At 73.3% G+C, this 25,649-nt stretch carries 26 protein-coding genes; 5 read left to right on the forward strand and 21 right to left on the reverse strand.

Annotated features, from left to right (window positions below; all coding sequences use genetic code 11):
* Position 1: 1 nt before the first annotated feature.
* Together ACZ46W_RS11850 and ACZ46W_RS11855 are read right to left on the reverse strand one after the other, a co-directional pair.
* Positions 2–1,183, reverse strand: a complete 1,182-nt coding sequence (locus ACZ46W_RS11850) for a pyroglutamyl peptidase (RefSeq protein ID WP_468336944.1) — start codon at positions 1,181–1,183, stop codon at positions 2–4.
* Between the two features lie 65 nt (positions 1,184–1,248).
* Positions 1,249–1,818: a TetR/AcrR family transcriptional regulator gene (locus ACZ46W_RS11855; protein ID WP_468335226.1), complete on the reverse strand. Its 570-nt coding sequence runs from the start codon at positions 1,816–1,818 to the stop codon at positions 1,249–1,251.
* A gap of 108 nt (positions 1,819–1,926) precedes the next feature.
* Between ACZ46W_RS11855 and ACZ46W_RS11860 the strand changes: the two genes are divergently transcribed.
* The gene (locus tag ACZ46W_RS11860; RefSeq protein WP_468335229.1) at positions 1,927–4,374 is read left to right on the forward strand and encodes a beta-glucosidase; all 2,448 of its coding nucleotides are present in this window, start codon (positions 1,927–1,929) and stop codon (positions 4,372–4,374) included.
* Here the strand turns inward: ACZ46W_RS11860 and ACZ46W_RS11865 are convergent.
* Complete coding sequence (locus tag ACZ46W_RS11865; RefSeq protein WP_468335232.1) at positions 4,371–5,306, reverse strand: aldose epimerase family protein; 936 nt, start codon at positions 5,304–5,306, stop codon at positions 4,371–4,373. The genes ACZ46W_RS11860 and ACZ46W_RS11865 overlap by 4 nt on opposite strands.
* A complete protein-coding gene (locus ACZ46W_RS11870) occupies positions 5,303–6,208 on the reverse strand; it encodes a GDSL-type esterase/lipase family protein (RefSeq protein ID WP_468335235.1) in 906 nt (301 codons plus the stop codon). The genes ACZ46W_RS11865 and ACZ46W_RS11870 overlap by 4 nt, the downstream gene beginning before the upstream one ends.
* A 249-nt stretch (positions 6,209–6,457) precedes the next feature.
* On the opposite strand from ACZ46W_RS11870, the gene ACZ46W_RS11875 reads away from it, so the two are divergent.
* Positions 6,458–6,952 (forward strand): DUF3145 domain-containing protein, encoded by a 495-nt coding sequence (locus tag ACZ46W_RS11875; protein WP_366129397.1) that lies wholly within the window; start codon positions 6,458–6,460, stop codon positions 6,950–6,952.
* A gap of 130 nt (positions 6,953–7,082) precedes the next feature.
* On the opposite strand, the gene fabF is transcribed toward ACZ46W_RS11875, so the two are convergent.
* From fabF to ACZ46W_RS11900, 5 genes are all read right to left on the reverse strand, one after another.
* Positions 7,083–8,345, reverse strand: a complete 1,263-nt coding sequence (gene fabF, locus ACZ46W_RS11880) for a beta-ketoacyl-ACP synthase II (RefSeq protein WP_468335237.1) — start codon at positions 8,343–8,345, stop codon at positions 7,083–7,085.
* A 67-nt stretch (positions 8,346–8,412) separates the two neighbouring features.
* The gene (locus ACZ46W_RS11885; protein ID WP_018486956.1) at positions 8,413–8,661 is read right to left on the reverse strand and encodes an acyl carrier protein; all 249 of its coding nucleotides are present in this window, start codon (positions 8,659–8,661) and stop codon (positions 8,413–8,415) included.
* Between the two features lie 81 nt (positions 8,662–8,742).
* On the reverse strand, positions 8,743–9,744 hold the full coding sequence (locus ACZ46W_RS11890) for a ketoacyl-ACP synthase III (RefSeq protein WP_366129395.1): 1,002 nt from the start codon (positions 9,742–9,744) through the stop codon (positions 8,743–8,745).
* A 16-nt stretch (positions 9,745–9,760) separates the two neighbouring features.
* Entirely contained in the window at positions 9,761–10,684 is a 924-nt protein-coding gene (locus ACZ46W_RS11895; RefSeq protein WP_468335240.1) for an ACP S-malonyltransferase, read from the reverse strand.
* Between the two features lie 90 nt (positions 10,685–10,774).
* On the reverse strand, positions 10,775–11,977 hold the full coding sequence (locus ACZ46W_RS11900; protein ID WP_468335243.1) for a PucR family transcriptional regulator: 1,203 nt from the start codon (positions 11,975–11,977) through the stop codon (positions 10,775–10,777).
* A gap of 99 nt (positions 11,978–12,076) precedes the next feature.
* On the opposite strand from ACZ46W_RS11900, the gene ACZ46W_RS11905 reads away from it, so the two are divergent.
* The gene (locus ACZ46W_RS11905; protein ID WP_468336947.1) at positions 12,077–12,736 is read left to right on the forward strand and encodes a pirin family protein; all 660 of its coding nucleotides are present in this window, start codon (positions 12,077–12,079) and stop codon (positions 12,734–12,736) included.
* An 18-nt stretch (positions 12,737–12,754) separates the two neighbouring features.
* Here ACZ46W_RS11905 and ACZ46W_RS11910 read toward each other — a convergent pair whose 3' ends face one another.
* From ACZ46W_RS11910 to ACZ46W_RS11935, 6 genes are all read right to left on the reverse strand, one after another.
* Entirely contained in the window at positions 12,755–13,126 is a 372-nt protein-coding gene (locus ACZ46W_RS11910; RefSeq protein WP_468335246.1) for a hypothetical protein, read from the reverse strand.
* Positions 13,127–13,171: 45 nt separating this feature from the next.
* The gene (locus ACZ46W_RS11915; RefSeq protein WP_468335249.1) at positions 13,172–13,615 is read right to left on the reverse strand and encodes a CBS domain-containing protein; all 444 of its coding nucleotides are present in this window, start codon (positions 13,613–13,615) and stop codon (positions 13,172–13,174) included.
* Positions 13,616–13,643: 28 nt separating this feature from the next.
* Positions 13,644–15,134 carry a DEAD/DEAH box helicase gene (locus ACZ46W_RS11920; protein WP_468335252.1) on the reverse strand — a complete coding sequence of 497 codons (1,491 nt, stop codon included), beginning with the start codon at positions 15,132–15,134 and terminating at the stop codon, positions 13,644–13,646.
* Between the two features lie 346 nt (positions 15,135–15,480).
* Complete coding sequence (locus tag ACZ46W_RS11925; RefSeq protein WP_064071132.1) at positions 15,481–15,684, reverse strand: cold-shock protein; 204 nt, start codon at positions 15,682–15,684, stop codon at positions 15,481–15,483.
* A gap of 269 nt (positions 15,685–15,953) precedes the next feature.
* Positions 15,954–16,280 (reverse strand): MerR family transcriptional regulator, encoded by a 327-nt coding sequence (locus tag ACZ46W_RS11930; RefSeq protein WP_468335255.1) that lies wholly within the window; start codon positions 16,278–16,280, stop codon positions 15,954–15,956.
* 61 nt (positions 16,281–16,341) lie between these two features.
* A complete protein-coding gene (locus ACZ46W_RS11935) occupies positions 16,342–17,163 on the reverse strand; it encodes a serine hydrolase domain-containing protein (RefSeq protein ID WP_468335258.1) in 822 nt (273 codons plus the stop codon).
* 87 nt (positions 17,164–17,250) lie between these two features.
* Here ACZ46W_RS11935 and ACZ46W_RS11940 point away from each other — a divergent pair, with 87 nt between their 5' ends.
* Positions 17,251–17,718 (forward strand): MerR family transcriptional regulator, encoded by a 468-nt coding sequence (locus ACZ46W_RS11940; protein ID WP_468335261.1) that lies wholly within the window; start codon positions 17,251–17,253, stop codon positions 17,716–17,718.
* Positions 17,715–18,752 (forward strand): aldo/keto reductase, encoded by a 1,038-nt coding sequence (locus ACZ46W_RS11945; protein WP_468335264.1) that lies wholly within the window; start codon positions 17,715–17,717, stop codon positions 18,750–18,752. The genes ACZ46W_RS11940 and ACZ46W_RS11945 overlap by 4 nt, the downstream gene beginning before the upstream one ends.
* On the opposite strand, the gene ACZ46W_RS11950 is transcribed toward ACZ46W_RS11945, so the two are convergent.
* From ACZ46W_RS11950 to ACZ46W_RS11975, 6 genes are all read right to left on the reverse strand, one after another.
* On the reverse strand, positions 18,737–19,921 hold the full coding sequence (locus ACZ46W_RS11950) for an acyltransferase family protein (protein WP_468335267.1): 1,185 nt from the start codon (positions 19,919–19,921) through the stop codon (positions 18,737–18,739). The two genes, ACZ46W_RS11945 and ACZ46W_RS11950, sit on opposite strands and share 16 nt — an antisense overlap.
* Positions 19,918–20,988: an alpha/beta hydrolase gene (locus ACZ46W_RS11955; RefSeq protein ID WP_468335270.1), complete on the reverse strand. Its 1,071-nt coding sequence runs from the start codon at positions 20,986–20,988 to the stop codon at positions 19,918–19,920. The genes ACZ46W_RS11950 and ACZ46W_RS11955 overlap by 4 nt, the downstream gene beginning before the upstream one ends.
* A gap of 129 nt (positions 20,989–21,117) precedes the next feature.
* A complete protein-coding gene (locus tag ACZ46W_RS11960) occupies positions 21,118–21,798 on the reverse strand; it encodes a response regulator (protein ID WP_468335273.1) in 681 nt (226 codons plus the stop codon).
* Complete coding sequence (locus ACZ46W_RS11965) at positions 21,795–23,111, reverse strand: sensor histidine kinase (protein ID WP_468335276.1); 1,317 nt, start codon at positions 23,109–23,111, stop codon at positions 21,795–21,797. The genes ACZ46W_RS11960 and ACZ46W_RS11965 overlap by 4 nt, the downstream gene beginning before the upstream one ends.
* Positions 23,112–23,238: 127 nt before the next feature.
* On the reverse strand, positions 23,239–24,105 hold the full coding sequence (locus ACZ46W_RS11970; RefSeq protein WP_468335279.1) for a DUF4429 domain-containing protein: 867 nt from the start codon (positions 24,103–24,105) through the stop codon (positions 23,239–23,241).
* Between the two features lie 86 nt (positions 24,106–24,191).
* Entirely contained in the window at positions 24,192–25,403 is a 1,212-nt protein-coding gene (locus ACZ46W_RS11975; protein ID WP_468335283.1) for an alpha/beta hydrolase, read from the reverse strand.
* Positions 25,404–25,649 lie beyond the last annotated feature (246 nt).

Below are 25,649 nucleotides of genomic sequence, written 5' to 3' on the forward strand. Positions count from 1 at the left end.
GCTACCGGCCCGCGGCCGCCACCGCGATGACGGCCCTGACCTGGGACGTGATGTCCGCCCGGTTGCGGAGGAAGTCCGGGTCGGTCACCGCGTCCGTGTTGCCCGCGCCGAACTGGAGCACCGGCGTGTGCACATGCCCGCCCGGCAGGTCCGGCAGGCCGAGCCGGTCGCGCAGCAGCGTGGCGCGGTAGGCGATCTCGTTGGACAGGTAGTCCCCGCCGCCGCCCGCGCGGGCCGCCGAGCCGGGCGTCGGGCCGTCGGGGCGGACCACCGGGGCCGTGCCGCCCGCCGGGACCTCGGTCACCGACGTGTTGTCGTAGACCGGGAACCGGCCAGTGTCCGCCGCCACGATCTTCGCGTACGGCAGGGACGTCGCCGTCCACTGCGGCTGCGTCGCCGGGTCGGCGACCGGTACGAGGCCCTTCTCGGAGACGTTCTCGTTGTCGCCGAACCCGCCGCGCCAGGCCCCGTTGAAGCGCTCGATGTCGAAGCGGCCGACCCGGCCCTGGCTCACCGTTGTGAAGGCGTCCACGCGCGGCAGGTGCGGCGCCAGGGTGCGCTCCACCTCGCCGTCCGCGAAGTCCGCCCAGCGCACCGGGAACACCGCCGTCTCCACCCGGGCGAGGTGCCCGTCCGCCGTGCGGATCAGCGTCCCGTCCAGCGCCAGGGCCGCCGCGCCCGACGGGTTGCTGATCCGGACGTCCCGGTCGAGGGTGAACGGGTCGAACCCGGTCATCAGCACCCGCTTGACGCCCTTGCCGACCGGGTAGCGGATGGCGTCCTGGCCGCGCGAGGAGGTCTCCAGCCGGTCCAGCAGCCGGGCCCGCGCCTCCGGCGACAGGGTGAAGTCGGGCTCCCAGGCGCGCAGTTCACGGGTCATGGCCAGCCGTGCCCAGTACAGCGGCCGGTCGTCGTCCCGGGCGAGGTCGCCCCGCGCCGGCCCCCGCCCCTGCGCCCGGTCCACCGCCCGCTGCCACAGCCGCGACGCGTGCCGCCGGACGGCCCGCTCGGCCGCCGCGTAGGACCCGGCGCCCTCCAGCGCGGCGGCGAACTCGGGTGCCACCGTGTCGAATCCGCTGCGGCGGAGGAGCTCCTGCGGTACGGCTCTGTCGAGGCGGGCCTCCTCGACGGTGGGCGCCGCCTGGGCGGGGACCGTGGACAACGTCAGCGCGGCGAGTGCCACAACGAGGGTCGTACGCAACCGTATCCGGGACACGAGCGGCAGTCCTTCCGTAGGGTCCCGGAACGCTACCGCGCCCCCAACAGCCGCAGAAAGTCCCGGAAGGCGGCCGGCATGTCCACCGCGTCCGGGTCGAGCAGCCACTGGTACTGGAGCCCGTCCATCACGGCCGTCATCAGCGGCGCCGCCTCATCGGGCGTCAGCCCGCCGGGCAGCCGGTCCCCGTACTCGGCCCGCAGGACGTTCGCCATTTCGGCCCGCACCTGGGCGTAGCGGCGGGTGAAGAACTCCCGCGCCGGGTGACCCTCCGTCACGCTCTCGCCGAGCAGCGCCGAGAAGGTCTGCACGATGCCCGGCCGCATCGCGTTGTACTCGACGAGCGAGTCCAGCAGGTCGAGCCGCCAGCCCTCACGCGCTCCGCTGCCGCCCGTGTCCCACTGGTCGCGCTCCTCCAGCACCGCGACGAGCAGCGCCTCCTTGGTGGGGAAGTAGTGCAGGAGCCCCTGCTGGGTCAGGCCGACCCGCTCGGCGACCGCCCCGAGCGACGCGCCCCGGTAGCCGCGCTCGGCGATCACTTCGAGGGCGGCGCGCACGATCTCGGCGCGTCGTTCCTCACTCCTGGCCCTGGCCGCTGCCATCCTCACCCACTCCGATCGGTGAAAATCACGAAAACATAACGAACCCTACCGGTCTACAGGTAGTGCCGTCACCATGGACACCCCGCACGCCGACACGGAGGTACGACAGTGACAGACCCGACCGACACCCGGTACGAGCAGGTCGTCGACGCGGCACTCCGCAAGCTCGACCTGGACGCCAAGACCCGCCTGCTGGCCGGCCAGGACATGTGGTCGCTGCCCGCCTTCCCCGAGATCGGCCTGACGTCGCTGGTCATGTCCGACGGCCCGATCGGCGTACGCGGCGTCCGCTGGACCGCCGACGACCCGTCCATCGCCCTGCCGTCCCCCACCGCGCTCGCCGCCACCTGGGACCCGGCCCTCGCCCGCCGCGCCGGCCGGCTGCTCGCCCAGGAGGCCCGCCGCAAGGGCGTCCACGTCCTCCTCGCCCCCACCGTCAACCTCCACCGCTCGCCGCTGGGCGGGCGCCACTTCGAGGCGTACAGCGAGGACCCGTACCTCACCGGCGAGATCGGCACCGGATACGTCCTGGGCGTCCAGGACGGCGGCGTCGGCACCACCGTCAAGCACTTCGTCGCCAACGACGCCGAGACCGACCGCTTCACCGTGAACAACACGATCGGCGCTCGGCCGCTGCGCGAGCTCTACCTCGCCCCCTTCGAGGCGATCGTCGACAACGCCCGCCCCTGGGGCATCATGACCGCCTACAACCAGGTCAACGGCCGCACCATGACCGAGCACCACCACCTGGTCAACGAGGTCCTGCGCGGCGAATGGGGCTTCGACGGCATCAACGTCTCCGACTGGATGGCCGCCCGCGACACCCGGGGCGCCATCGAAGGCGGCCTCGACCTCGCCATGCCCGGACCGCGCACCGTCTACGGCGAGGCCCTCGCCGCCGCCGTCCGCTCGGGCCACGTCGACGAGGCGGCCGTCGACGGAGCCGTACGCAACGTGCTGCACCTCGCCGCCCGCGTCGGCGCCCTCGACGGCGCCGGGCCGGCCGTCACCAGCCTCCCCGAGCCCGTCGACGGCGAGGCACTCGCCCGCGAGATCGCCCGCCGCGGCTTCGTCCTCGTACGCAACGAGCAGGACGCCCTGCCCCTCGCGCCCGGCCGGACCGTCGCCCTGCTCGGCGCCGCCGCCCGCGACGCCCGCGTCCTCGGCGGCGGCTCCGCCCAGGTCTTCCCCGACCACACCGTCTCCCCGCTCGACGGCCTCACCGCCGCGCTCCCCTCCGGCGCGCTGACGTACGCCATCGGCGCCGACCCCAGCGACGAACTCGTCCCCGCCGGCCAGGGCTTCGCGCTGCGCGCCGTCTGCCGTGACGCCGACGGCACCGTCCTCGGCGAGGGCTCCCTGCCCAGCGGCCAGGTCCAGTGGATCGGCGACGACCTGCCCGAGGGCGTCACCTACGACCGACTGCACAGCGTCGAGGTCACTGGCACCTTCACGCCCCGCGAGAGCGGCGAGCACGCCTTCGGCACGCGCGGCCTGGGCGCCTTCACCCTGACCGTCGCGGGCGAGACCCTCTACGACGGCGTCCAGGAGATGGGCGACGAGGCCGATCCCTTCGAGGCGTTCTTCGGCGCCCCGACCGAGCGCGGCAAGGTCGACCTCACCGAGGGCGTCCCCGTCGAGGTGTCCCTCCTCCACCCGCTCGACCAGGAGCACGCGGCGCCGCTGCCGGGCGTGATGTTCTCCCTGGTCCACCTCGGGCCGCGCCGCGACCCCGACGAGCTGATCGCCGAGGCCGCCGAGGCCGCCCGCGCCGCCGACACCGCGATCGTCGTGGTCGCCACCACCGAACGCGTCGAGTCCGAGGGCTTCGACCGCACCGATCTGAAGCTGCCCGGCCGCCAGGACGACCTCGTCCGGGCCGTCGCCGCCGCCAACCCGAACACCGTCGTCGTCGTCAACGCGGGCTCCCCCGTCGAGATGCCCTGGCGCGAGGACGTGGCGGCCGTGCTGCTGAGCTGGTTCCCCGGCCAGGAGGGCGGCGCCGCCCTCGCCGACGTCCTGCTCGGCGCCGAGGAGCCCGGCGGCCGCCTGCCCACCACCTGGCCGGCCCGCCTCGCCGACGCGCCGGTCACCGAGGTCACCCCTACGGACGGCGAACTCCCCTACCGCGAGGGGCTCTTCACCGGCTACCGCGCCTGGGACCGGGCCGGCACCGCCCCCGCGTACCCCTTCGGACACGGCCTCGGCTACACCACCTGGGAGTACGAGACCCTGGAGCTGTCCCCGGAGAGCGCCACCGTCCGCGTCCGCAACACCGGCCCCCGCCCCGGCCGCGAGGTCATCCAGCTCTACGTGGCACCCGTGGCCGACCCCGTCGAGCGCCCGGCCCGCTGGCTGGCCGGCTTCGCGAGCGTGGAGGCCGGGCCCGGGGAGACGGTGGAGGCCGAGATCGGGCTGCGGGCAAGGGCCTTCGAGATTTGGGACGAGGAGACCGGCGCGTGGACGGCGATCCCCGGTCGGTACGAGGTCCGAGCCGGACGTTCGCTCACCGACACCCGCCTGCGCGCCACCCTGACCGTCGGTGGAACGGATTAGCGAACCCCGAACGCGTACACGGTCTGTGACGCGTACACCTCGCCCGGCCGCAGGACCGTACTCGGGAACTGCGGCCGGTTCGGGGAGTCGGGGAACGCCTGGGTCTCCAGGGCCACGCCGTCCAGGTGGTCCGGCGCGTACACCTGGAGCCCCGGTTCGGTCGTACGGACCGTCAGCAGCCGCCCGGTGACCGGCGAGTACAGCTCCGCCGCCGGGCCGTCGGTGCCGGCGTCCAGCACGAAGTTGTGGTCCAGGCCCGTGCCGACGGGGCGCGACGTCCGGAAGTCGAGCCGGGTGCCGTCCACCTCCGCGATCTCACCCGTCGGGATCGCGGCCTCGTCCAGCGGCGTGAAGTGCCCGGCCGCGAGCCGCATCTCGTGCGCGCCGCCCAGGTTCCAGTACGTGTGGTTGGTCAGGGCCACCACCGTCGGCGCGTCCGTCACCGCCTCGTACGCGATCCGCAGCGCGCCCGACGCGTCCAGCGTGTACGTGGCGGAGACCTCCAGCCGCCCGGGGAAGCCCTCCTCGCCGTCCGGGCTCACCCGCGACAGCCGCACCCCGCCGTCAACCGCCTCGGCGTCCCACACCCGCTTGTCGAACCCGCGCTCGCCGCCGTGCAGGCTGTTCGGGCCGCCGTTGCGGGCGAGTCGGTGGGTCCGCCCGTCCAGGGTGAACACCCCGCCCGCTATCCGGTTCGCGTACCGCCCCACCAGCGCCCCGAAGTACGGCCCCGGATCGGCCTCGTACCCGGACGGCGAGGCGTACCCCAGCACCACGTTCGCGACCGCGCCGTCCCGGTCGGGCACCTCCACCGACTGCACGATGCCGCCGTACGTCAGGACACGTACGCGTACCCCGGCCCGTTCCAGGACCCACCGGTGGACGGCCGTCCCGTCGGCCAGCCGGCCGCACGGTTCACATGGAGTTCTCATGAGGTGATGATCCTGTAGGCGATCTCCGCCAGCCGTCCCTGGCCGTTCGTACTCGGATGGAACCAGTCCCACGGGGAGAGCTGCGCCCTTGTGAACCGGTAGTCGAACACGGCCCCGTCGTCGTACCGGCACAGCCGGTCCTTCGCACACACGTCCCGGAGCACCTCGTTGTACGCCACCACCCGCTCGTACACCTCCTCGCGCCGCTCCTCGGCCGCCGCGCCCACGTCGTCGGCGTCACCCAGCATCGACGCGCAAACGCCCAGTCGCCACACCTGCTTGCCGAGCGCGCTGCCCTGCCCCGTCGACCAGAGCCGTTTCAGGTCCGGCACGCTCGACACGTACACCTGGCTCTTCGGCGACACCGCGCGCAGCTCGCGCATCGCCTCCTCGAACGAGGCGCGGAAGGCGGACACCGGCGTCATCAGCCCGGCGCTGCTGCGGCAGGCGTCGTTCGCGCCCACCAGCACCGTCACCAGGCCCGGCTTCTTCGCGGCCGCCGCCGCCATCTGGCCCGGCAGCTCCGCCATCCGAGCCCCTGACCGGGCCAGGTTCCAGGTGCGGGCCGGCAGCGCCGACGCGCCCAGGAGCCGCCGCGCGAGGCTGTTCACCCGCGCGTCGCTGCCGGTCGCCCAGGACACCTCCGGGCAGTCGGCCAGCACGCCGCACGCGTCGAACCCGCGTGTGATGGAGTCCCCGACGGCCGCGACCGACGCGGGGCGCGGGTCCCACGCGGGGCTGGGCCTGGGGGTGGGGGAGGGGCTCGCGGAGGGGCGCGACGCCACGCCCGGCCCGCCCCCCGGTGCTGCCTCGCACCCGGACAGCGCCGCGCCCGACACCAGGGCGGCGGCCGCCGTCCACACGGCGAGAGTTCGTATACGGCCTCGTCGGCCGGCAGCCATTCGGTAGCCCTTTCGTCGGCGTCCTGGCGAGTGAAAGCTTGGTGTCAACGTCCCCCGGGCAGACCGTACGTCATCCCAAGCGCCCCGGCGCACGGTAGCTTTTCCCCGTCGAACCGTCAGGCGCCTTCGCCAACCGGCTCCGGTAAATTACATCACGTCACATGCTGTCCCTTTTGCGGAGTTTCACTCCCGATGCTGTTTACTGAGGCCGCTGGGAAAGGCGAACCTCGTCCCACACTGGAGGTCCCGGTGACGACACGTGGAGTCCTGTACGTACACTCCGCACCGCGCGCGCTGTGCCCGCACGTCGAATGGGCGGTGGCGGGAGTGCTCGGTGCGCGGGTCCAGCTCGACTGGATCAGGCAGCCGGCCTCCCCGGGCACGTGGAGAGCGGAGTTCTCCTGGCAGGGCGAACCGGGCACCGCCTCCCAACTGGCCTCCGCGCTGCGCGGCTGGCAGATGCTCCGCTTCGAGGTCACCGCCGAGCCGTGCTCCACGGCCGAGGGCGAGCGCTACAGCGCCACGCCCGAGCTGGGCATCTTCCACGCGGTCACCGGCATCCACGGCGACATCCTGATCCCCGAGGACCGCCTCCGCGCGGCCCTCGCCCGCTCGGCCCAGGGCGAGACCCAGCTCGAAGCCGAGATCGCCCGCCTCCTCGGCAAGCCCTGGGACGACGAACTCGAACCCTTCCGCTACGCCGGCGAAGGCGCCCCGGTCCGCTGGCTCCACCAGGTGGTCTGATCCTTCACGCGCCCCTCGCACTGCTCGGCCCCAGGGGGCCTCACAGGCTTCGGAGTGCCCGAACATGGGACTGGGCCCACCCCTCCGAGGGGCGGGCCCAGCCTCACGTTCACGGTCGCCGACCGCGAGGTCACACCGTGCGGAACGCCAGCACCACGTTGTGGCCGCCGAAGCCGAACGAGTTGTTGATCGCGGCGATCGTGCCCTCGGGCAGCGCGCGGGGCTCGTCGCGGACGATGTCGGCGTCGACCTCCTCGTCCAGCTCGTCGACGTTGATCGTCGGCGGGGCCGTGCGGTGGTGCAGGGCCAGGACCGTGGCGACGGTCTCGATGCCGCCCGCGCCGCCCAGCAGGTGGCCGGTCATGGACTTGGTGGCCGAGATCGCCACGTGGTCCAGCTCGTCGCCGAGCACCTTGCGCAGCGCCTTGACCTCGGCGACGTCACCCTGTGGGGTGGACGTGGCGTGGGCGTTGAGGTGCACGACCTCGGCCGGCTTCAGGTCGGTGGTGTCCAGCAGGTTCTGGAGGGCGGCGGCGATGCCGCGGCCCGTCGGCTCCGGCTGGGCGATGTGGTGGCTGTCGGCCGACAGCCCCTGGCCGAGCGCCTCGCAGTAGACCTTCGCGCCACGCGCGGCGGCGTGCTCGGCGGACTCCAGGATGACGACACCGGCGCCCTCGCCGAGGACGAAGCCGTCACGGCCCTTGTCGTACGGGCGCGAGGCCTTCTCCGGCTCGTCGTTGTTCTTGGACATCGCCATCATGTTGGCGAACGCGGCGACCGGCAGCGGGTGGATCGCCGCCTCGGTGCCGCCCGCGACGACCACGTCGGCGCGGCCGGTGCGGATCATCTCGATGGCGTAGCCGATCGCCTCGGCGCCCGACGCGCACGCCGAGACCGGGGTGTGGACGCCCGCCCGGGCGTTCACCTCCAGGCCGACGTTGGCGGAGGGGCTGTTGGGCATCAGCATCGGCACGGTGTGCGGGGAGACGCGGCGTACGCCCTTCTCCTTCAGCACGTCGTACTGGTCGAGCAGGGTCGTCACGCCGCCGATGCCGGAGGCGATGACGGTGCCGAGCCGGTCGGGGTCGATCGCCGCGTCCTCGCCCGCCGGCGCGGTGAAGCCCGCGTCCGCCCACGCCTCACGGGCCGCGATCACGGCGAACTGCGCCGAGCGGTCCAGGCGGCGGGCCAGCGGGCGCGGCAGGATCTCGGCCGGGTCGACGGCCACGGGGGCCGCGATGCGGACGGGCATGTCGGCGTAGCGGTCGCCGTCGAGGGGCTTGACGCCGGAGCGTCCCGCCAGCAGACCTTCCCAGGTCGCGGCGGAGTCGCCACCCAGCGGTGTGGTTGCGCCGATACCGGTGACGACCACGGTGCGATTGGTCGAGTTCACAGGAATTCTTTCTCCACGTCTATGAGGTATGCGGGGAATGCGGCGCCACCGCCGGGTGGCGATCCGATCAGCCCTGGTGCTTCAGGATGTAGTCGGCAGCGTCGCCGACCGTCTTGAGGTTCTTGACGTCCTCGTCCGGGATCTTGACGTCGAAGCGCTCTTCGGCGGCGACGACGACCTCGACCATGGAGAGCGAGTCGACGTCCAGGTCGTCGGTGAAGGACTTGTCCAACTGGACGTCCTCGACCGGGATGCCGGCGATCTCGTTCACGATTTCGGCGAGACCGGCGACGATCTCTTCCTGAGTGGCGGCCATGTGGCGCTCCTTCGGTGTGTATCTCAGAGGTGTTTCTCAGAGGGTTTTGAGGCTGGTCGTCCGGGAAGACCCGAACGGTGCCTAGGGGAGGGTAACGACCGTCGCGGCGTACACGAGACCCGCCCCGAAGCCGATGACGAGCGCGGTGTCACCGCTCTTCGCCTGACCGGTCGCCAGGAGCCGCTCCATCGCGAGCGGAATCGAGGCGGCCGAGGTGTTGCCGGTCGTCTCGACGTCACGGGCGACCGTGACGTGCTCCGGCAGCTTCAGAGTCTTCACCATCGAGTCGATGATCCGCATGTTGGCCTGGTGCGGGATGAAGACGTCCAGGTCGGCCGCCGTGATGCCGGCCGCGTCCAGGGCCTGCTGGGCGACCTTCGCCATCTCGAAGACGGCCCAGCGGAACACCGCCTGGCCCTCCTGCGTGATGGCGGGGAACTTCTCGACCGTGCCGTCGCGGTAGTCGGTCCAGGCGACGGTCTGCTTGATGGTCTCGGACTTGTCGCCCTCGGAGCCCCACACGGTCGGGCCGATCGCCGGCTCCTTCGCGGGGCCGACGACGACGGCGCCCGCGCCGTCACCGAAGAGGAAGGCCGTCGCGCGGTCCTCCAGGTCGGTCAGGTCGCTGAGCCGCTCCACGCCGATGACGAGGACGTGCTCTGCCGAACCCTCGACCACCATGCCCTTGGCGAGCGTCAGGCCGTAACCGAAGCCGGCGCAGCCCGCCGAGATGTCGAACGCGGCCGGCTTGTTCGCGCCGATCTTGTCCGCGATCTCGGTGGCGACGGCCGGGGTCTGCTTGAAGTGCGAGACGGTGGACACGATCACACCGCCGATCTGCTCGGGCGTGATCCCGGCGTCCGCGATGGCCTTGCCGGCCGCCTCGACCGACATCGCGGTCACGGTCTCCTCGGGGGAGGCCCAGTGGCGGGTGGCGATGCCGGAGCGCGAGCGGATCCACTCGTCGGACGAGTCGATCGTCTCCAGGATCACCTCGTTGGGCACGACACGGGTGGGCCGGTAGCCGCCCACACCCATGATCCGCGCGTACGGGGCGCCCTGGCTGGGCTTGATCTTCGCCATGCTCTATGGCTCCTTGTCAGGCGGCGGGCGCCGCGTGCTCGGCGATGAGCGCGCGGGCCGCGTCGAGGTCGTCCGGCGTCTTCAGCGCGAGCGTCTTGACACCCTTCAGGGCGCGCTTGGCGATGCCGGTGAGCGTGCCGCCGGGGCACACCTCGACCAGGGCGGTGGCGCCGAGCCGCTGGAACGTTTCCATGCACAGGTCCCAGCGGACGGGGTTGGCGACCTGCCCCACCAGGCGGGCGACGACGTCGGCGCCCGTGGCGACGGTCTCGCCGTCCTTGTTGGAGACGTACGTCACGGTGGGGTCGGCGACCGTCAGGCCGTCGGCGGCCTTCTGGAGCGTGGCGACCGCGGGCGCCATGTGGTGCGTGTGGAACGCGCCGGCGACCTTGAGCGGCACCACGCGGCGCACGCCCTCGGGCTTGTCCTCCGCCAGGGCGGCCAACTGCTCCATGGTGCCGGCGGCGACGATCTGGCCGGCGCCGTTCACGTTCGCCGGGGTCAGGCCCAGTTGCTCCAGGTGCGGGACGGTGACCTCCGGCTCGCCGCCGAGCAGCGCCGACATGCCGGTCTCGGTGACGGCGGCGGCCTCGGCCATCGCCAGGCCGCGCGTCCGTACGAAGCCGAGCGCGGCCGTGTCGTCGAGGACACCGGCGAACGCGGCCGCCGTGATCTCACCGACGCTGTGGCCGGCGACGGCGCCGGGGGTCACATCGCCGAGCGCCGACGCGGACAGCAGGCCGGCCGCGACCAGCAGCGGCTGGGCCACCGCCGTGTCGCGGATCGCGTCCTCGTCGGCCTTGGTGCCGTAGTGGACGAGGTCGAGCCCGATGGCGTCGGACCACGCGGCGACGCGGTCGGAGGCGCCGGGGAGGTCGAGCCAGGGAGTCAGGAAGCCGGGCGTCTGAGCGCCTTGGCCGGGAGCGACGAGTACGAGCACCCTCACACTCTCTCTTGTGGACGGCTCCCACCGCCCGTGGGGACAGGGACGAAGAACCGTCAGGGGAATTGTTGACGTTCGACAAAAAGTCTAGGACTGGGGATCTCCGTCGGCCAGACGCCCCAGGATCAGCGCGATCCGCAGCGTGAACGCGGAACGAACATCGGAGGGTGACCATCCGGTGACGTCGGTCACACGTCGGAGCCGGTAGCGCACGGTGTTGGGATGCACGAAGAGCATCCGGGCCGCGCCCTCCAGACTGCTCGCCTGCTCCAGGTAGACGCTCAGCGTCTCCAGCAGCGCCGAGCCCGCCTCCTCCAGCGGTCTGTAGATCTCCTCCACCAACTGCTCGCGCGCCGACGGGTCACCGGCGATCGCGCGCTCCGGCAGGAGATCGTCCGCCAGTACCGGGCGCGGCGCGTCCTGCCAGGCCGAGCAGGCCTTCAGGCCCGCCGCCGCGGCCTGCGCGGACCGGGTCGCCGCCAGCAGGTCCGGCACGATCGGCCCCGCGACGACCGGCCCGGCCGCGTACGGGCCGATCAGCGCCTTGGCGACGTGCAGCGGGTTGTCGCTGCCGCCCGCGATCACGACCAGCCGGTCGCCCAGCACCCCGGTCAGGACCTGGAGCTTGGCGTGCCGGGCCGCCCGCCGGATCGCCTCCACCGTCAGCTCGCTGTCGCCGTCCGGGGCCGTGCCCAGGATCACGCACACGTGCTCCGGCGAATTCCAGCCGAGTGCGGCGGCCCGCGAGACGGCGCCCTCGTCGGCCTCGCCGGACAGCACCGCGTTCACCACCAGCGACTCCAGCCGGGCGTCCCAGGCACCGCGCGCCTCGGCGGCCTGCGCGTACACCTGGGCCGTCGCGAAGGCGATCTCCCGCGCGTACACCAGCAGCGCCTCGCGCAGCACCGACTCGTCGCCGGGGGCGGCGACCTCCTCGATCGCCGACTCCATGACCTCGATCGTCGTGCGGACCATCTCCACGGTCTGGCGCAGCGTGATCGCCCGGGTCAGCTCGCGCGGAGCCGTCCCGAAGACGTCGGTCGAGATCGCCTGCGGGGTCTCCGGATGCCGGAACCACTCGGTGAACGCGGCGATACCGGCCTGGGCGACCAGACCGATCCACGACCGGTTCTCCGGCGGCATCGCCCGGTACCAGGGCAGCGTCTCGTCCATGCGGGCAATGGCGCTCGCCGCGAGCCGTCCGGAGGACTGCTCCAGGCGCTTCAGGGTCGCGGCATGGGGGTGGGCGTCGTTCGCTGCGGGTTCAGGCACGGGACAAGACTGCCTCATCGCGGCGGCCGGGTGCGGCGCCGGGTCTACGGTGGTCCCGTGAGTTCATGGCATCCAGACGGGGCGGCGGCCGCCCCGCGACCCACGACGGGCGGCCCGGTGTGGTCCGTGCGACGGGCCGCCGAGCGCTACCGCGGCGGTGAGGCGACGGCCGGGATCGAGACCCTGCACGCCTTCTCCTTCGGCCGCTTCTACGACCCCGACAACCTCCGGTTCGGCGCCATCCTGGCCTGCAACGAGGAGCGGCTCGCCCCCGGCTCGGGGTTCGACGAGCACCCGCACAGCCACACCGAGATCGTCACCTGGGTCGTCGAGGGCGAGCTCACGCACCGCGACTCCGCCGGGCACACCTCACGGATCGGCCCGGGTGACGTACAACACCTCAGCGCCGCCGCCGGCGTCCGGCACGAGGAACGCAACGACGGCGACGCCCCGCTGGTCTTCGTCCAGATGTGGCTGGCCCCCAAGGAGCCCGGCGGCGACCCGTCCTACGAGGTCGTCCGGGGCATCGCGGACGCGACACCGTACGCCCTGCCGGCCGCGGGCGCGATGTTCCACGTCCGCCGCCCGGCGGGTGCCGGCGAGCGGATCGCCGTCCCGGACGCCGCCTTCGTGTACGTCCACGTCGTCCGTGGCGCGGTCCGGCTCGCCGACGACGAGCTGGGCCCCGGCGACGCGGCCCGGATCACCGGCGCGGCGGGCCTGGAACTGGTCGCGCTCGGGCCGGCCGAGGTGCTGGTGTGGGAGATGAGCGCCTGATACGGCGGCGCCGGCCGCTCACTGGTCGGAGTAGCTGAAGTCCCCCACCGTCCAGGCGCTCACGTCCTTGATGGCGATCCGGTACATCCCGCCCGTCTCCGGGATGCCCACCGGACCCTGGAGGATTCTGGCGACGTGGAAGTGCAGATGCGTGGGCGCCCCGGCCGGCCGGGACCCGGCGCCCCCGGGCGGCGCGAAGGTGCCGGCGAACGGACCGAGCCGGTCCGAGTCCCTCAGGACCTCGGCCACCCGCTGCCGCCATACGGACTCGGGCGCCAGCCGGCCCGTGATGACGGCTCCGTGGACCACGACGGTGAGGGACATCTGAGTGGTGTGCTCCGACTCCACCGTGGCGGCGATGTCGACGAGCAGTTCGTCAGGATGCGACATGGGTGTTGATTCTAGAATCCGGCTCGCCCTTCCGTGCCCCCGAGGTCATCCGCGGGCCGCCGTGGCGCCCAGCGGCGCCGCCGCCGTCCGGAGCGGGGGGAGGGCCAGGATGCCCAGGGTGTAGCCGTGTTCGTCGACCAGGGGGGACACGTCCAGCGCACGGACCCGCATGGCGGACTCCGCGTCGTCGAGGTGCGCCGCCGAGTCGGTGAACGGCCCCCGGTCGAGGGGGATGTCGCGCAGCCGGGTGCGGTCGGCATACCAGGAGCCGCCCCGGTGGGCGGCCAGTTCGGCCCGGGTGACCAGGCCCGAGCAGCGGCCCGCCTCGTCCTGGAGGAGCAGGTGGTCGACGCGCGCGCTGATGAGTACGGACAGCGCCACGTCGACCATCATGTGGTCGTCGACCTGGGGCCCGGGCGCGTCCATGGCGTCACGGGCGGTCAGGCCCGTGCCGTTCGCTTCCCGGACCAGAGTCTGAAACGGTGTCAAGGACTTCTCCTCTTCGGCGGGGCGGTGGCTAGGCGGCGGTGCCGGAGGAGGCCTGGCGGCCCCAGCGGGAGGGGCGGCGGCGACGGCCGCGGGTGGAGGCGCCGGGGCTCTTGGGCCGCTCGGAGGCCGGAGCCGTGATGGTGACGGGGACGCCCGAGGGCGCCTTGGCGCCGGTGATGCGGCTCAGTTCGGCCTCGCCCGAGCGGACCCGGGTCACCCGGGCCGTGATGCCGGCGTCGACCATCAGCCGCTCCATGCCGCGCCGTTGGCCGGGCAGTACCAGGGTCACGACGGTGCCGGACTCGCCGGCGCGGGCGGTGCGGCCGCCTCGGTGCAGGTAGTCCTTGTGGTCGGTGGGCGGGTCGACGTTGACGACGAGGTCGAGGTCGTCGACGTGGATGCCACGCGCGGCGACGTTGGTGGCCACCAGGACCGTCACGTGACCGCTCTTGAACCGGTCCAGGGTGCGGGTGCGCTGCGGCTGGGTCTTGCCGCCGTGCAGCGCGGAGGCACGCACCCCGACGGCCAGGAGGTCCTTGGTCAGCCGGTCCACCGCGTGCTTGGTGTCCAGGAACATGATCACCCGCCCGTCGCGGGCGGCGATCTCCGTGGTGGTGGCGTGCTTGTCGGCGCCCTGCACGTGGAGCACGTGGTGCTCCATCGTGGTGACCGCCCCGGCGGAGGGGTCGACGGAGTGGACGACCGGGTCGGTCAGGTACCGGCGGACCAGGAGGTCGACGTTGCGGTCCAAGGTGGCCGAGAAGAGCAGGCGCTGCCCGCCGGGCCGCACCTGGTCGAGCAGGTGGGTCACCTGCGGCATGAAGCCCATGTCGGTCATCTGGTCGGCCTCGTCCAGGACGGTGACGGCCACCTGGTCCAGCCGGCAGTCGCCCCGGTCGACGAGGTCCTTGAGGCGGCCGGGTGTCGCGACGACGACCTCGCTTCCGCCGCGCAGCGCGCCCGCCTGGCGGCCGATCGGCATACCGCCGACGACCGTGGTCAGCCGCAGGTGCAGCGAGCGGGCGTAGGGGGTCAGCGCGTCGGTGACCTGCTGGGCCAGTTCCCGGGTGGGTACGAGGACGAGGGCCAGCGGCTGCCGGGGCTCGGCCCGCTTCCCGGCGGTACGGGCCAGCAGGGCGAGGCCGAAGGCGAGCGTCTTGCCCGAGCCCGTGCGCCCCCGGCCCAGGACGTCCCGGCCGGCCAGCGAGTTCGGCAGGGTTGCCGCCTGGATGGGGAACGGCACGGTCATGCCTTCGGAGCGGAGCGCGGCCAGCAGGCGGTGGGGCAGGTCGAGCTCGGTGAACGTCTCGACGGGCGGCAGCGACGGGGTGCTGCTGACGGGCAGGGCGAACTCCCCGCCGAGCGCCGTGGGGCGGCGTCGCCGGTCGCCACCGGGTCGCCCGGTGCCCGGCGGACGGGGCGCGGCGGTGTGGCGAGCCTGCGGGCGGCCGTGGTTTCCGCGGCCGGCGGAGCCACGGGAGCGGGAGGAGCCGTCGTTCGTGCGAGCAGTGCGGTTCATGCGGAACCTTCCTCGATGCGGCACGTGTCGAAAAATTCCTCCCGGCGGCATGGGGTCGCGCGAGCACGAGGATTTCGCAAGAACGGACCGGAGAAAAAGACGGAACCGATGCCGGCCGAAAGGCGTGACCGGTTCGTCGAAAGGCGCCGGAGTACGAGCCGAGCAGAGCGGCGTTCGTCATTCGGGCGCGAGGGCCGTGACGGGATTCCCCGTCCGGCGGACGCGGTGGCCCGGCGGGCGGAGCCGCCGGCCACGGGACCCGTCGTGCGGGACGGGCCGGGCAGCCGAAACGAGCCGGGGCCCGCACCCATGGTGCGGGCCCCGGCTGCGTCGTAACGCGTCAGCGTCAGGCGGGAACGATGTTCTCGGCCTGCGGGCCCTTCTGGCCCTGCGTGACGTCGAAGTTCACCTTCTGGCCTTCCTGAAGCTCGCGGAAGCCCGAGGAGGCGATGTTCGAGTAGTGGGCGAACACGTCAGCGCCGCCGCCGTCCTGCTCGATGAAGCCGAAGCCCTTTTCCGCGTTGAACCACTTCACGGTGCCAGATGCCATATTGAATCTCCCTTTGGGGCAGTGCCCGGAGTGCACACCTTGCGCACCCGGAGTCGCTGGGATGATTTCCCCTCCGGAAAACACCGGAAATGAACTGTTGAAAGCCTCTGGGAACCACAACTGCAACTGATGCAACCGTAGCACGGGGCGAGCGCAAAGGTGCGGTACGTTTTTCCGTCCGGGTCGGCGCGGCCAAAAATCTCATCGCGCATTTCCTGAATTTCTACAGCGGCGACGAGAGATATTCGTTATCCGCCACTCGCATCGGCTCAGGAGCCCCCGGCGCGGCGGCGCATCTCCTCGTTGAGGCGCAGCGCCTCCTCGAGCTGGTCCTCCAGGATGATGATCCGGCAGGCGGCCTCGACCGGAGTGCCCTGGTCGACGAGCTCCCGGGCCCGGGCGGCGAGGCGGAGCTGGTAGCGGGAGTAGCGGCGGTGGCCGCCCTCGGACCGCAGCGGGGTGATGAGCCGGGCCTCCCCGAGAGCCCGGAGGAAAGCGGGCGTCGTGCCCAGCATGGCGGCCGCCCGCCCCATCGTGTAGGCGGGGTAGTCGTCGTCATCGAGGTGGTCGACGGCGGTGGGCTTCTCAGGGGGCATGGCACGAATCTATCGTCGCCGGAGGAGCTTCCGCGGTCGCGGGGCCGCTCCCGCCCGTACCTCAGCGCGTCGCGCGCAGCTCCGCCAGCACCGCGTCCGTGAAGGGCGGCCACGCCTCGATCGCCCACGGCCCGAAGGCCCGGTCGGTCAGGGCGACGCAAGCGGCTCGCGCGTCCGGGTCGACCCACAGGAACGTGCCCGACTGGCCGAAGTGCCCGAAGGTGCGCGGGGAGGACGAAGACCCCGTCCAGTGCGGGGACTTGGCGTCGCGGATCTCGAACCCGAGGCCCCAGTCGTTCGGCTTCTGGTGCCCGTACCCCGGCAGGATGCCGGTCAGCCCGGGGTGGACGACCGACATGGCCTCCAGCACGGTGCGCGGGTCCAGCAGGCGCGGTGCCTGCACCTCGGCGGCGAACCGCGCCAGGTCGTCGACCGTCGAGACGCCGTCCTTCGCGGGCGAGCCGTCCAGCGTCGTGGCCGTCATGCCCAGCGGCTCCAGCACCGCCTGGCGCAGGTACTCGGCGAACGGGATGTCGGTGGCCTTCGCGATGTGGTCGCCCAGCACCTCGAACCCGGCGTTGGAGTAGATCCGCCGGGTGCCCGGCGCGGCCATGACCCGGTGCTCGTCGAACGCCAGCCCCGAGGTGTGGGCCAGCAGGTGCCGCACGGTGGACCCCTCCGGGCCGGCCGGCTCGTCGAGCTCGACCGCGCCCTCCTCGTACGCCACGAGCACGGCGTACGCGGCGAGCGGCTTGGTCACCGAGGCCAGCGGGAACGGCCGGTCCGTGGGGCCGTGCGCCCCGACGACGGTCCCGTCCGCCCGTACGACGGCCGCCGCCGCGGTCCGGACAGGCCAGTTCTCGATCAACGCCACGCTTCGCATGCGTACGAGCGTATCGCCGCGCCCCGCCGGAACCTCTCCGGGCCCGGGCTTGCTTGGAGTGCACTCCAAGGTCCTAGCGTGGAGGCCATGACGGTGATCGAGAGCACTCCCGTACGGACCGAGCGCCCCGACATCTGCGCCTCCGCGCCACCCGCCCACCCGCGCCCCGACGGACAGGACCGCTACACGATCAGCGAGGTGTCGGCCTGGACCGGACTCACCGCGCACACGCTGCGCTGGTACGAGCGGATCGGGCTGATGCCGCACGTCGACCGGTCGCACACCGGTCAGCGCCGGTTCACCAACCGGGACCTGGACTGGCTCGTCCTCGTGGGGAAGCTGCGGCTGACCGGCATGCCGGTGGCGGACATGGTGCGCTACGCCGAGCTGGTGCGGGCGGGCGAGCACACCTTCGAGGAGCGGCAGGAGCTGCTGGAGTCCACGCGGCGGGACGTGCGCGCCCGGATCGCGGAGCTCCAGGACACGCTCGCCGTACTCGACTACAAGATCGACTTCTACGCTGGTGCCCGCCGGGCCCCGGAGAGGACCACATGAGCATCGAGAAGATCGCGACGGTACGCCTCGGCACCGAGGGCCCTCTCGTGGGCGTCCAGGGCTTCGGCGCCATGGGCATCAGCGAGTTCTACGGCGACACCGACGAGGCCGCCGCCCGGGACACCCTGGACGCCGCGCTGGAGGCGGGCGTCACGCTGATCGACACCGCCGACATCTACGGGCGCGGCGCCAACGAGGAGTTCCTCGCGCCGTTCGTCGCCCGGCACCGTGACGAGATCACGCTCGCCACCAAGTTCGGCATCGTCCGCACCGACGACCCCGCCTACCGGGGCATCCGCAACGACCGCGCCTACATCAGGTCCTGCGTCGAGGGCAGCCTGCGCCGCCTGGGCGTCGACGTCATCGACCTCTACTACATGCACCGCCGCGACCCGGCCGTACCGCTCGCCGAGACCGTCGGCGCCATGGCGGAACTGGTCCAGGAGGGCAAGGTCAAGCACCTCGGCCTGAGCGAGGTCACCGGCCCCGAACTGCGCGAGGCGCACGCCGTGCACCCCATCGCGGCCCTCCAGTCCGAGTGGTCGCTGTTCTCCCGGGACGTCGAGCGCAGCGCGGTGGGCGCGGCGGCCGAGCTGGGCGTGGCGTTCGTGCCGTACTCGCCGCTCGGGCGCGGGTTCCTCACCGGGGCGTTCGTCGACGCGGCCAAGGACCTGGCGAGCAACGACTTCCGCAAGAACCAGCCCCGCTTCTCCGGCGAGAACGCCCGGCGCAACGCCGCTCTGCTGGAGCCGGTGCGCAAGGTCGCGGAGGCCCACGGCGTGACGCCCGCGCAGGTGGCCCTCGCCTGGGTGCAGCAGCGGGCGGAGGTGCACGGCCTGGCCGTCGTGCCGATCCCCGGCACCCGCAAGCGGGCCCGCCTGCTGGAGAACGCCGCCGCGACCCGTATCCGCCTGGACGGGGACGAACTGGCCCTGCTGGAGCCGGTCGCCGCCCAGGTGGCCGGCGACCGGTACCCGGACATGACGTTCACGTCGGCCTCCCGGGACGTCGAGGCCGCTCAGCCCAGCGCGTAGACCGCGAAGCCCGCCGCCAGCAGCCCCGCTGCCGAGCGGCGGGCCACGGTCGCCCGCGTCCACGGGGTCTCGAACCCGCGCGCGTACCGCCCGATCAGCAGCAACATCCCCGCGAACAGCGGCATCCACGCCAGCCTCGCCACGATCCAGCCGAGCGTGTCGGGCGCGGTCGTCAGCCCCGCCACCGGGCCGAGGAACGACGCCGGGACGGCGGCGGCCAGCATCGCCGTCTGGTGCCAGCACAGGATGGTCATCGCCGACAGGTTGATCACCACCACCGGCGCCCACAGGGCGGGACGCCGCAGCAGCCGGCCCAGCCGGTCGCGCAGCAGGATCGCCGCGCCGCTCTGCGCGGCGGCGAGCGCGAGGACCAGCAGCGACGGCGGGTGCGAGTTGGTCCGCGCCTCGCCGGGGACGCCGACCATCGAGGCGGGGTAGTGGAAGGCCAGCAGGAGCGTGGCGAACAGGACCGCGCCGCCGGCCAGCAGCGCCCACGCCTGCCTGGCGCGGATGCGCTTCTCGCCCCAGGAGACGCCGAGTTGGTACGCGAAGAGCCAGCCGGGCAGCACGTTCAGCACGCTCAGCCAGGACGGCACGGCATCGGCGTACGGGCCGTAACGGAGGAAGTCGACCACGGCGACCGAGCCGAGGAGCGGGGCGGCCGCCCAGGCGCCGAGCCTGCGGGCGGCGCGTACGCAGTACGGGGTGAGCGCCGTGACGGCCGTGTACACCCCGACGAACCACAGCGGCTGGACGACCAGCGTCGATCCGGTGCGCAAGGTGTCGTTCGGGACGCCCAGGACGTACAGGAGGGGCACCAGGACCGCCCACACGGCGGTCACGCCGAGGACCGGACGGCCGAGCCGGGCGATCCGCCCCATGAGCCACGCGCGCGTGGAGCCCCGGCGCTTGTTGTACGACAGGACGGACGCGTACCCGCCGACCAGGAAGAAGATCCCCAGCATCTGGAGCACCCAGCTCACGGGTGCGAAGAACCCGAAGGTGGTGAGGGGGCTGGCGTTGTGGATCGCCCCGTCGCCGTCGAGGGTGAAGCCGCCCAGGAGCCAGTGGCCGGTGGGGACGGCGAGCAGCGCGAGGGCGCGCAGCCCGTCGATGGCGCGGTCGCGGTGGGCGGGGGTGCGCGCCTCGACGCGCTCGGCGAAACTCATCGGGCCTCTCCTCGGGCGATGGCGGCGAAGGTACGGAGGGACTCGGTGCCCGGCGCGAAGTAGCCGGTGTGGCCGTGGGCGTCGGCGGCGGGCACGGGGCGTGCGCCGAACTCGGGGTCGGCCGGGTCCGTGCCGTGGCCGAGGCCGAGGAACTGGACGTTCGGCACCTTGGAGATCCAGTCGGACGGGTCCTTGGCGGCCCACACCCGGGCGGTCGTGCGCAGGTCGGCGACGCTGCCGGCGCGCATGCCGGGGGAGCCGAGGACGACGAGGTCCCGGACCTTCAGGTGCGGTGCGGCCAGTCCGCAGACGACGGAGCCGTAGCTGTGGCAGAAGACGGCGGGCGCCGGGGCACCGAGGGCGGCCAGTCCGTCGGTCAGCCGGGCCAGCCGCGCCGCGCCGGCCTCGGCGAGGTCCCCGGTGGCGGCGTCGACGCCCACGCCGACGGGCGTGGTGTAACCGGCCCAGGCGATCACGGCGGTGTCGTGGGCGCCGTCCTGTGCGGCGGCCCGCAACTGCCTCGCCATCCCGGCGGGCGTGCCGTACGGGTCGGAGGACCGGTCGTACGTCCCGGCGTCGATGTCCGACCCGGGCACGACGACCGCGACGTGACGGCTGCCCGCCAGGTCCCCGTACACCTCCGCGACCTGGCCCCGGCCACGCGGGTCGAACGCGAGGATCTGCCGCCCGGGCTCCGCCAGGTGCGCGTACCGGGCGTCGCGGCGCAGCGCGGTGGCGTTCGCCTCGTAGCGGAGGGCCACCGGCGCTCCGTCGAGGTTGCCGACGACGGACGGGTGCCGGCGGGCGAGGTCCCGCTGCCGGTCGTCCGGCAGGGTGCGGAAGAAGGCGGCGACCTCCCGGGGCGTCGCGCTCGCGGGATCGGGCAGCGCCCGCCCCAGCGAGCCGTCGGCCCGCCAGGCCGCGCTCCCGGGCGGTGGCCCGGTCACCGCCCGCTGCCCGCTCCCGGCGGCCCACCCGGCGGTCCCGGTGACGACCGCGGTCGCGAGTGCCGCGGCGGTCAGGGTCCTCTTCCAGCGGTTCTTCCAGCGGTTCTCCCAGCGGCGCATGACGCCCCCCTCTGCTTCCTTCGTCCTGTGCGGCGAGAGGAAGGTAGGAGGACGGCCGCTGAGGGGGCGTCACCCCGCGGAGCCAACCGCGGCGTGATACCGGGGTAGGGGGTGGGCGACCCCGGACGCCTACGCGTCGCCCGGGGTCACCAGCCCGGACTCGTACGCGAAGATCACGGCCTGCGCCCGGTCGCGGAGGTCCAGCTTCGACAGGACCCGGCCGATGTGGGTCTTCACCGTCTGCTCGGCCAGCACCAGGTGGTCGGCGATCTCCTGGTTCGACAGGCCCCGGGCGATCAGCTCCAGCACCTCCGTCTCACGGGGCGTCAGGCCGTTGAGGCGCAGCGAGCGGTCCCGGCGCGGGGCCGGGCGGGCGGCGGCGAAGTCGGCGATCAGGCGCCGCGTCACGGAGGGGGCCAGCAGCGCCTCGCCGGCCGCCACCACCCGCACCGCGCCGATCAGGTCGGCGGGCGGGGCGTCCTTCAGCAGGAACCCGGACGCGCCGGCGCGCAGCGCCTCGTACACGTAGTCGTCCACGTCGAAGGTGGTGAGCATCAGCACCTTCGGCCGGTGGACGTCCACGCCCGGTGGTGGCGACAGGATCTCGCGGGCCGCCGCCAGGCCGTCCATCTCCGGCATGCGGACGTCCATGAGAACGACGTCGGGGTGCGTGGAGCGGGCAACGGCGACCCCCGCACGGCCGTCCGGCGCCTCGCCCACCACGTCGATGTCCGGCTGCGCCGACAGCAGCGCGGCGAACCCCGCGCGCACCATGGCCTGGTCGTCGACGATGATCACGCGGATGGTCACGCGGGTTCCTCCGTGTCGGGTTCCTCCGTGCCGAGTTCCTCCGTGTCGAGGGCGAGGGGCAGGCGGGCCGCGACCCGGAAGCCCCCGTCCGGCAGCGGCCCGGTGTCCAGCGTGCCGCCGGTCAACCGTACGCGCTCCCGCATCCCGACCAGCCCGTGCCCGGTACCGGACGTCTCCAGGGGCGAACCGGCCGCCTCGGAGGGCCCGTTGACGACCAGCACGGTCAGTTGGCCGTCCGCCGACGTCACCGACACGCGCGTCGGCGCGCCCGGTGCGTGCCGCACCACGTTGGCGAGCGCCTCCTGCACGATCCGGTACGCGGACAGGTCCACCGCCTGCGGTACGCACCCCAGCTCGGCCGGCATCGACAGCTCGGCCGGCACCCCCGCCCGTACCGTCGCCTCCACCAACTGCTGAACCCGCTCCAGGCCCGGCTGCGGGGCGCGTTCGCCCTCCGTACCGTCGCTGCGCAGCACCGCCAGCAGCCGCCGCATCTCGGTGAGGGACTCGCGCGCGGACGCGGCGATCGTCGAGAACTCCTCGCGCGCCGCCTCCGGCAGCCCCTCGATCCGGTACGGCGCCGAATCCGCCTGCACCGTGATCACCGACATGTGGTGGGCCACCACGTCGTGCAACTCGCGGGCGATCCGCGCCCGTTCCTCCAGCAGCGTGCGCCGGGCGCGCTCGGCCTCGCTGATCGTCTCCTGCTCGACCAGCCGCCGCTGCGCGTCCCCACGCTCCCGGAGGGACGCGGTCAGCAGCAGCACGGACCCGCTGAGGATGAACAGCAGCAGGTGGATGCCGTCGCTGCGGGTCTGCGAGACCAGCTCGAAGGCGAACCCCGCCGCGCCGGTCGCCAGCCACACGCCCACCAGCGTCCGGCGCGGCTCGCGCAGCCCCACGGCCACCATCAGCGCCAGGTAGCCGACCACGATCATCGGCGTCCACGGCCACGACCGGCCGGCCACGCCGTCCGCGCCCAGCAGGACCAGCGCGCCCAGCGCATCGGCGGAAAGGATGACCCACCACGCCTGGAGCGGCCGGGCCACGGCGAGCAGCAGCGGCGCGGTCTGCCCGGTCGCCAGCGCCCCCGCGAGGGCGCCGTTCACCTCGTAGTCGTTGACGAGCACGGTCACGGTGACCGGCAGCAGCGAGGCGACGAACGCGAAGGCGACGGCGTACGGGAGCCTGCGCAGCCACGGCGACGACACCTGGGCGAGCAGCGGCTCACCGGGCCGGGTGGGCGTGGCGAGGGCGAGCCCCAGCGCGCGCAACGAGGCGCGCACGCGGGGCGACGGGAGGGGGGTACGCATGGTCCCGCCAGCCTAGGCAGCGGACGGCCGGCCCGGCGTCATACCAGGGTCCCGGGCCCGGCGTCGTACCGCGGTATGAGGGGACGGGGTCCCGTACCCGGCCCGGTCTCCTTCCGGTCCGCCCGCGCTACAGCTCCGCCAGCAACTGGGCCTTCTTGGCCGCGAACTCCTCGTCCGTCACCAGACCCGCCTGGTACAGCTCGCCCAGGTGCCGTATCCGCTCCGCGATGACCGCCGGGTCCCGGCCGGCCGTCACGGCCGCGGGCACCGGTACGGGCCCGGAGCCCGCCTCCCGTACCGCCGCGAGGACCGCGGCCGCGAACGGCAGCGACTCGTGCACCGGGCCGTACCCGAGCCCGAAGACGACCGCCGCCGGGTCCTGGTCCGCCTGCGCCGGCTGGGCGTCGCCCGCGTGCCCGCGCCGCAGCAGCCGCAGGTAACCGTCGAAGACGTCGGGCGAGCGCCACTCGACGCCGCTCAGCTCCCGCACGGGGAAGGTCTGGTCGCCGGCCTTCCACTTGGCGGACGACGCACCGGTCCAGAACCAGCGGAACGCCACCTGGGCGCCGTCGAAGGACGCCTTCCCGTCGTACGCCTTGAACTGGAGCGGCGCCTCGGGGGCGGCCACCAGGAACCGCCCGGCCGGCTCCCCGGCCTCCGGACCGAGCGCGGCGCGCAGCTCGTCGGCGTAGTACTCGGCGAGCGTCTCCCGCTCGGCGGGCAGCACCAGCCGGTAGGGGTCGCCGGAGTCCTTGAGCTGACCCGCGGCCGCCTCCATCAGCGGATCGGCGCCCGCTCTCGGCACCGCGTGCAGCACCACCGTGCCGCGTCTGCCAGGGGAGAGGGTCACCGACGCCAACGCCTCGTGGGGGATGCGTCGCTCGCGCAGCGCCTGGTAGAGCTTCGGTGCGCGGATCCCCCGTTCGAAGCGGATGAGCACGGCGTCGGGTTCGAACTCCCAGGTGGCATGAATTCCGGCCAGCACATCACCCATGCGCCTCATCGTATGCGGCGTGCGCCCGCGCGTCGCCCCCAGAAGACTTGTGAGCTTCGGCGGCGCTCCACGCGCCTCTACGCGCGTCAGAGCGCACCCGTGCCGGAGATTCCGCTGCGGCAGGCGTCCTGGCCGCCCGCGCAGCGCAGGGTGCGATACGAGCCGACACCTATCTCGGCGAAGTTGCGGAGGCTCTCGGTGCCCGGTTCGAAGTATCCGGCGTGCCCGACGGCGCCCGCCGCCGACAGCACCCGCGCCCCGAACTCGGGAGCCACCGGATCGGCGCCGTGGCCCAGTCCGCCGACGTCCAGGTACGGCACGTCGGCGATCCAGTCGTCGGCGTCGCGCATGGCCCACACCCGGGCGCGGGTGCGCAGCCCGGCGGCGTTCTCGGCCCGCATCCCGGGGCTCCCGGCCACCGCGACGTCCGCCACCCGGGCGGGCAGCTCGCGCGCGGCGACGCCGCACACCACGGAGCCGTAGCTGTGGCAGAACAGGGCGACGCGGGAGTCGCCGGGCAGCGCGGAGGTGAGCGAGACCAGCCGGGCAGCCCCGGTCTCGGCGAGCCGCCCGATGGCCGCGTCCATGCCGACGCCGACGGGCGCGGTGTAGTCGGCCCAGGCGATGACGGCGGTACGGGTGGCGGGCGCGGCGGCGCGTTCGGCGGCGTACAGCGATTCGGCCATTCCCACCGGTGCCGTGTACTTCCGCGCCGTCTTCTGGAACGTCAGCAGGTTGGTGTCGACGCCCGGGACGACCACCGAGACCCGCTGCGCCCGGTCGAGGTCGCCGAACACCTCGGCGACGCGGCCCTTGCCGGACGGGTCGAAGGCGAGGATCTGCCGGCCCTCGCGCATCAGGGAGGCGAACCGGTGCGTGCGGCGGACGGCCTCCTGGTGGCCGTCGGGCGACAGCCGCTGGTCCTCCACCCGCTTGCGCTCGGCGTCGTGCGCGGCGCGCAGCGCGATCCGGTTGGCGCGGTAGCGGAGGGTCACGGGCGCGCCGTCGAGGTTGCCGACGACGAGCGGGTACTCGGCGGCCAGCCGGTCGCGCTGACGCTCGGTCAGGGAGTGGAAGAACGCGGCGAGTACGGTCGGCGGCGAGGCGGGATCGGGAAGGTCCCGCGTGCCTATCCGGCCGTCCCGCCACGCGGCGAGTGCGGCCTCGCGCGGCTCTCCTGGCCCGCGGTGATGCCGGACGGCCGTCCAGCCGGTGGTCATCAGGAGGACGAAGACCACGGCGAGGGCGAGCAGCGCGCGCCACACCTGGAGCGTGGGGGAGGAGTCGAAGGAAGTCACTGCGGGACACCCTAGGAGACACGTGCGGGGCGCCGCGAAGAGGGTGACGTACATCACGCGTGAGAGTGGCCGGTCGGGGGAAGCGTGATCACTCTCCGTGCGCGCCGGGCACACGCCCCGGCGCGCCCGCACGCGTCCGGACTCCCCGGCGCGGAGCCGTGGCCACGCGCGCGCGTGCGGGGGTGGGCGCGGTGCACGCGCGCGCGTGCGGGTGTTGAGGGTGTACGGGGTGCACGGCCGGCGTGC

The sequence above is a fragment of the Streptomyces sp. NPDC031064 genome, from assembly GCF_055570965.1.

Coding starts and splice junctions, on each gene's coding strand:
- ACZ46W_RS11855 (WP_468335226.1), bottom strand. CDS start 1,818: ATGGCAGCGGCCAGGGCCAGGAGTGAGGAACGACGCGCCGAGATCGTG.
- ACZ46W_RS11865 (WP_468335232.1), bottom strand. CDS start 5,306: ATGAGAACTCCATGTGAACCGTGCGGCCGGCTGGCCGACGGGACGGCC.
- ACZ46W_RS11870 (WP_468335235.1), bottom strand. CDS start 6,208: ATGGCTGCCGGCCGACGAGGCCGTATACGAACTCTCGCCGTGTGGACG.
- ACZ46W_RS11885 (WP_018486956.1), bottom strand. CDS start 8,661: ATGGCCGCCACTCAGGAAGAGATCGTCGCCGGTCTCGCCGAAATCGTG.
- ACZ46W_RS11890 (WP_366129395.1), bottom strand. CDS start 9,744: ATGGCGAAGATCAAGCCCAGCCAGGGCGCCCCGTACGCGCGGATCATG.
- ACZ46W_RS11900 (WP_468335243.1), bottom strand. CDS start 11,977: ATGAGGCAGTCTTGTCCCGTGCCTGAACCCGCAGCGAACGACGCCCAC.
- ACZ46W_RS11910 (WP_468335246.1), bottom strand. CDS start 13,126: ATGTCGCATCCTGACGAACTGCTCGTCGACATCGCCGCCACGGTGGAG.
- ACZ46W_RS11920 (WP_468335252.1), bottom strand. CDS start 15,134: ATGAACCGCACTGCTCGCACGAACGACGGCTCCTCCCGCTCCCGTGGC.
- ACZ46W_RS11925 (WP_064071132.1), bottom strand. CDS start 15,684: ATGGCATCTGGCACCGTGAAGTGGTTCAACGCGGAAAAGGGCTTCGGC.
- ACZ46W_RS11930 (WP_468335255.1), bottom strand. CDS start 16,280: ATGCCCCCTGAGAAGCCCACCGCCGTCGACCACCTCGATGACGACGAC.
- ACZ46W_RS11935 (WP_468335258.1), bottom strand. CDS start 17,163: ATGCGAAGCGTGGCGTTGATCGAGAACTGGCCTGTCCGGACCGCGGCG.
- ACZ46W_RS11940 (WP_468335261.1), top strand. CDS start 17,251: ATGACGGTGATCGAGAGCACTCCCGTACGGACCGAGCGCCCCGACATC.
- ACZ46W_RS11945 (WP_468335264.1), top strand. CDS start 17,715: ATGAGCATCGAGAAGATCGCGACGGTACGCCTCGGCACCGAGGGCCCT.
- ACZ46W_RS11950 (WP_468335267.1), bottom strand. CDS start 19,921: ATGAGTTTCGCCGAGCGCGTCGAGGCGCGCACCCCCGCCCACCGCGAC.
- ACZ46W_RS11955 (WP_468335270.1), bottom strand. CDS start 20,988: ATGCGCCGCTGGGAGAACCGCTGGAAGAACCGCTGGAAGAGGACCCTG.
- ACZ46W_RS11965 (WP_468335276.1), bottom strand. CDS start 23,111: ATGCGTACCCCCCTCCCGTCGCCCCGCGTGCGCGCCTCGTTGCGCGCG.
- ACZ46W_RS11970 (WP_468335279.1), bottom strand. CDS start 24,105: ATGGGTGATGTGCTGGCCGGAATTCATGCCACCTGGGAGTTCGAACCC.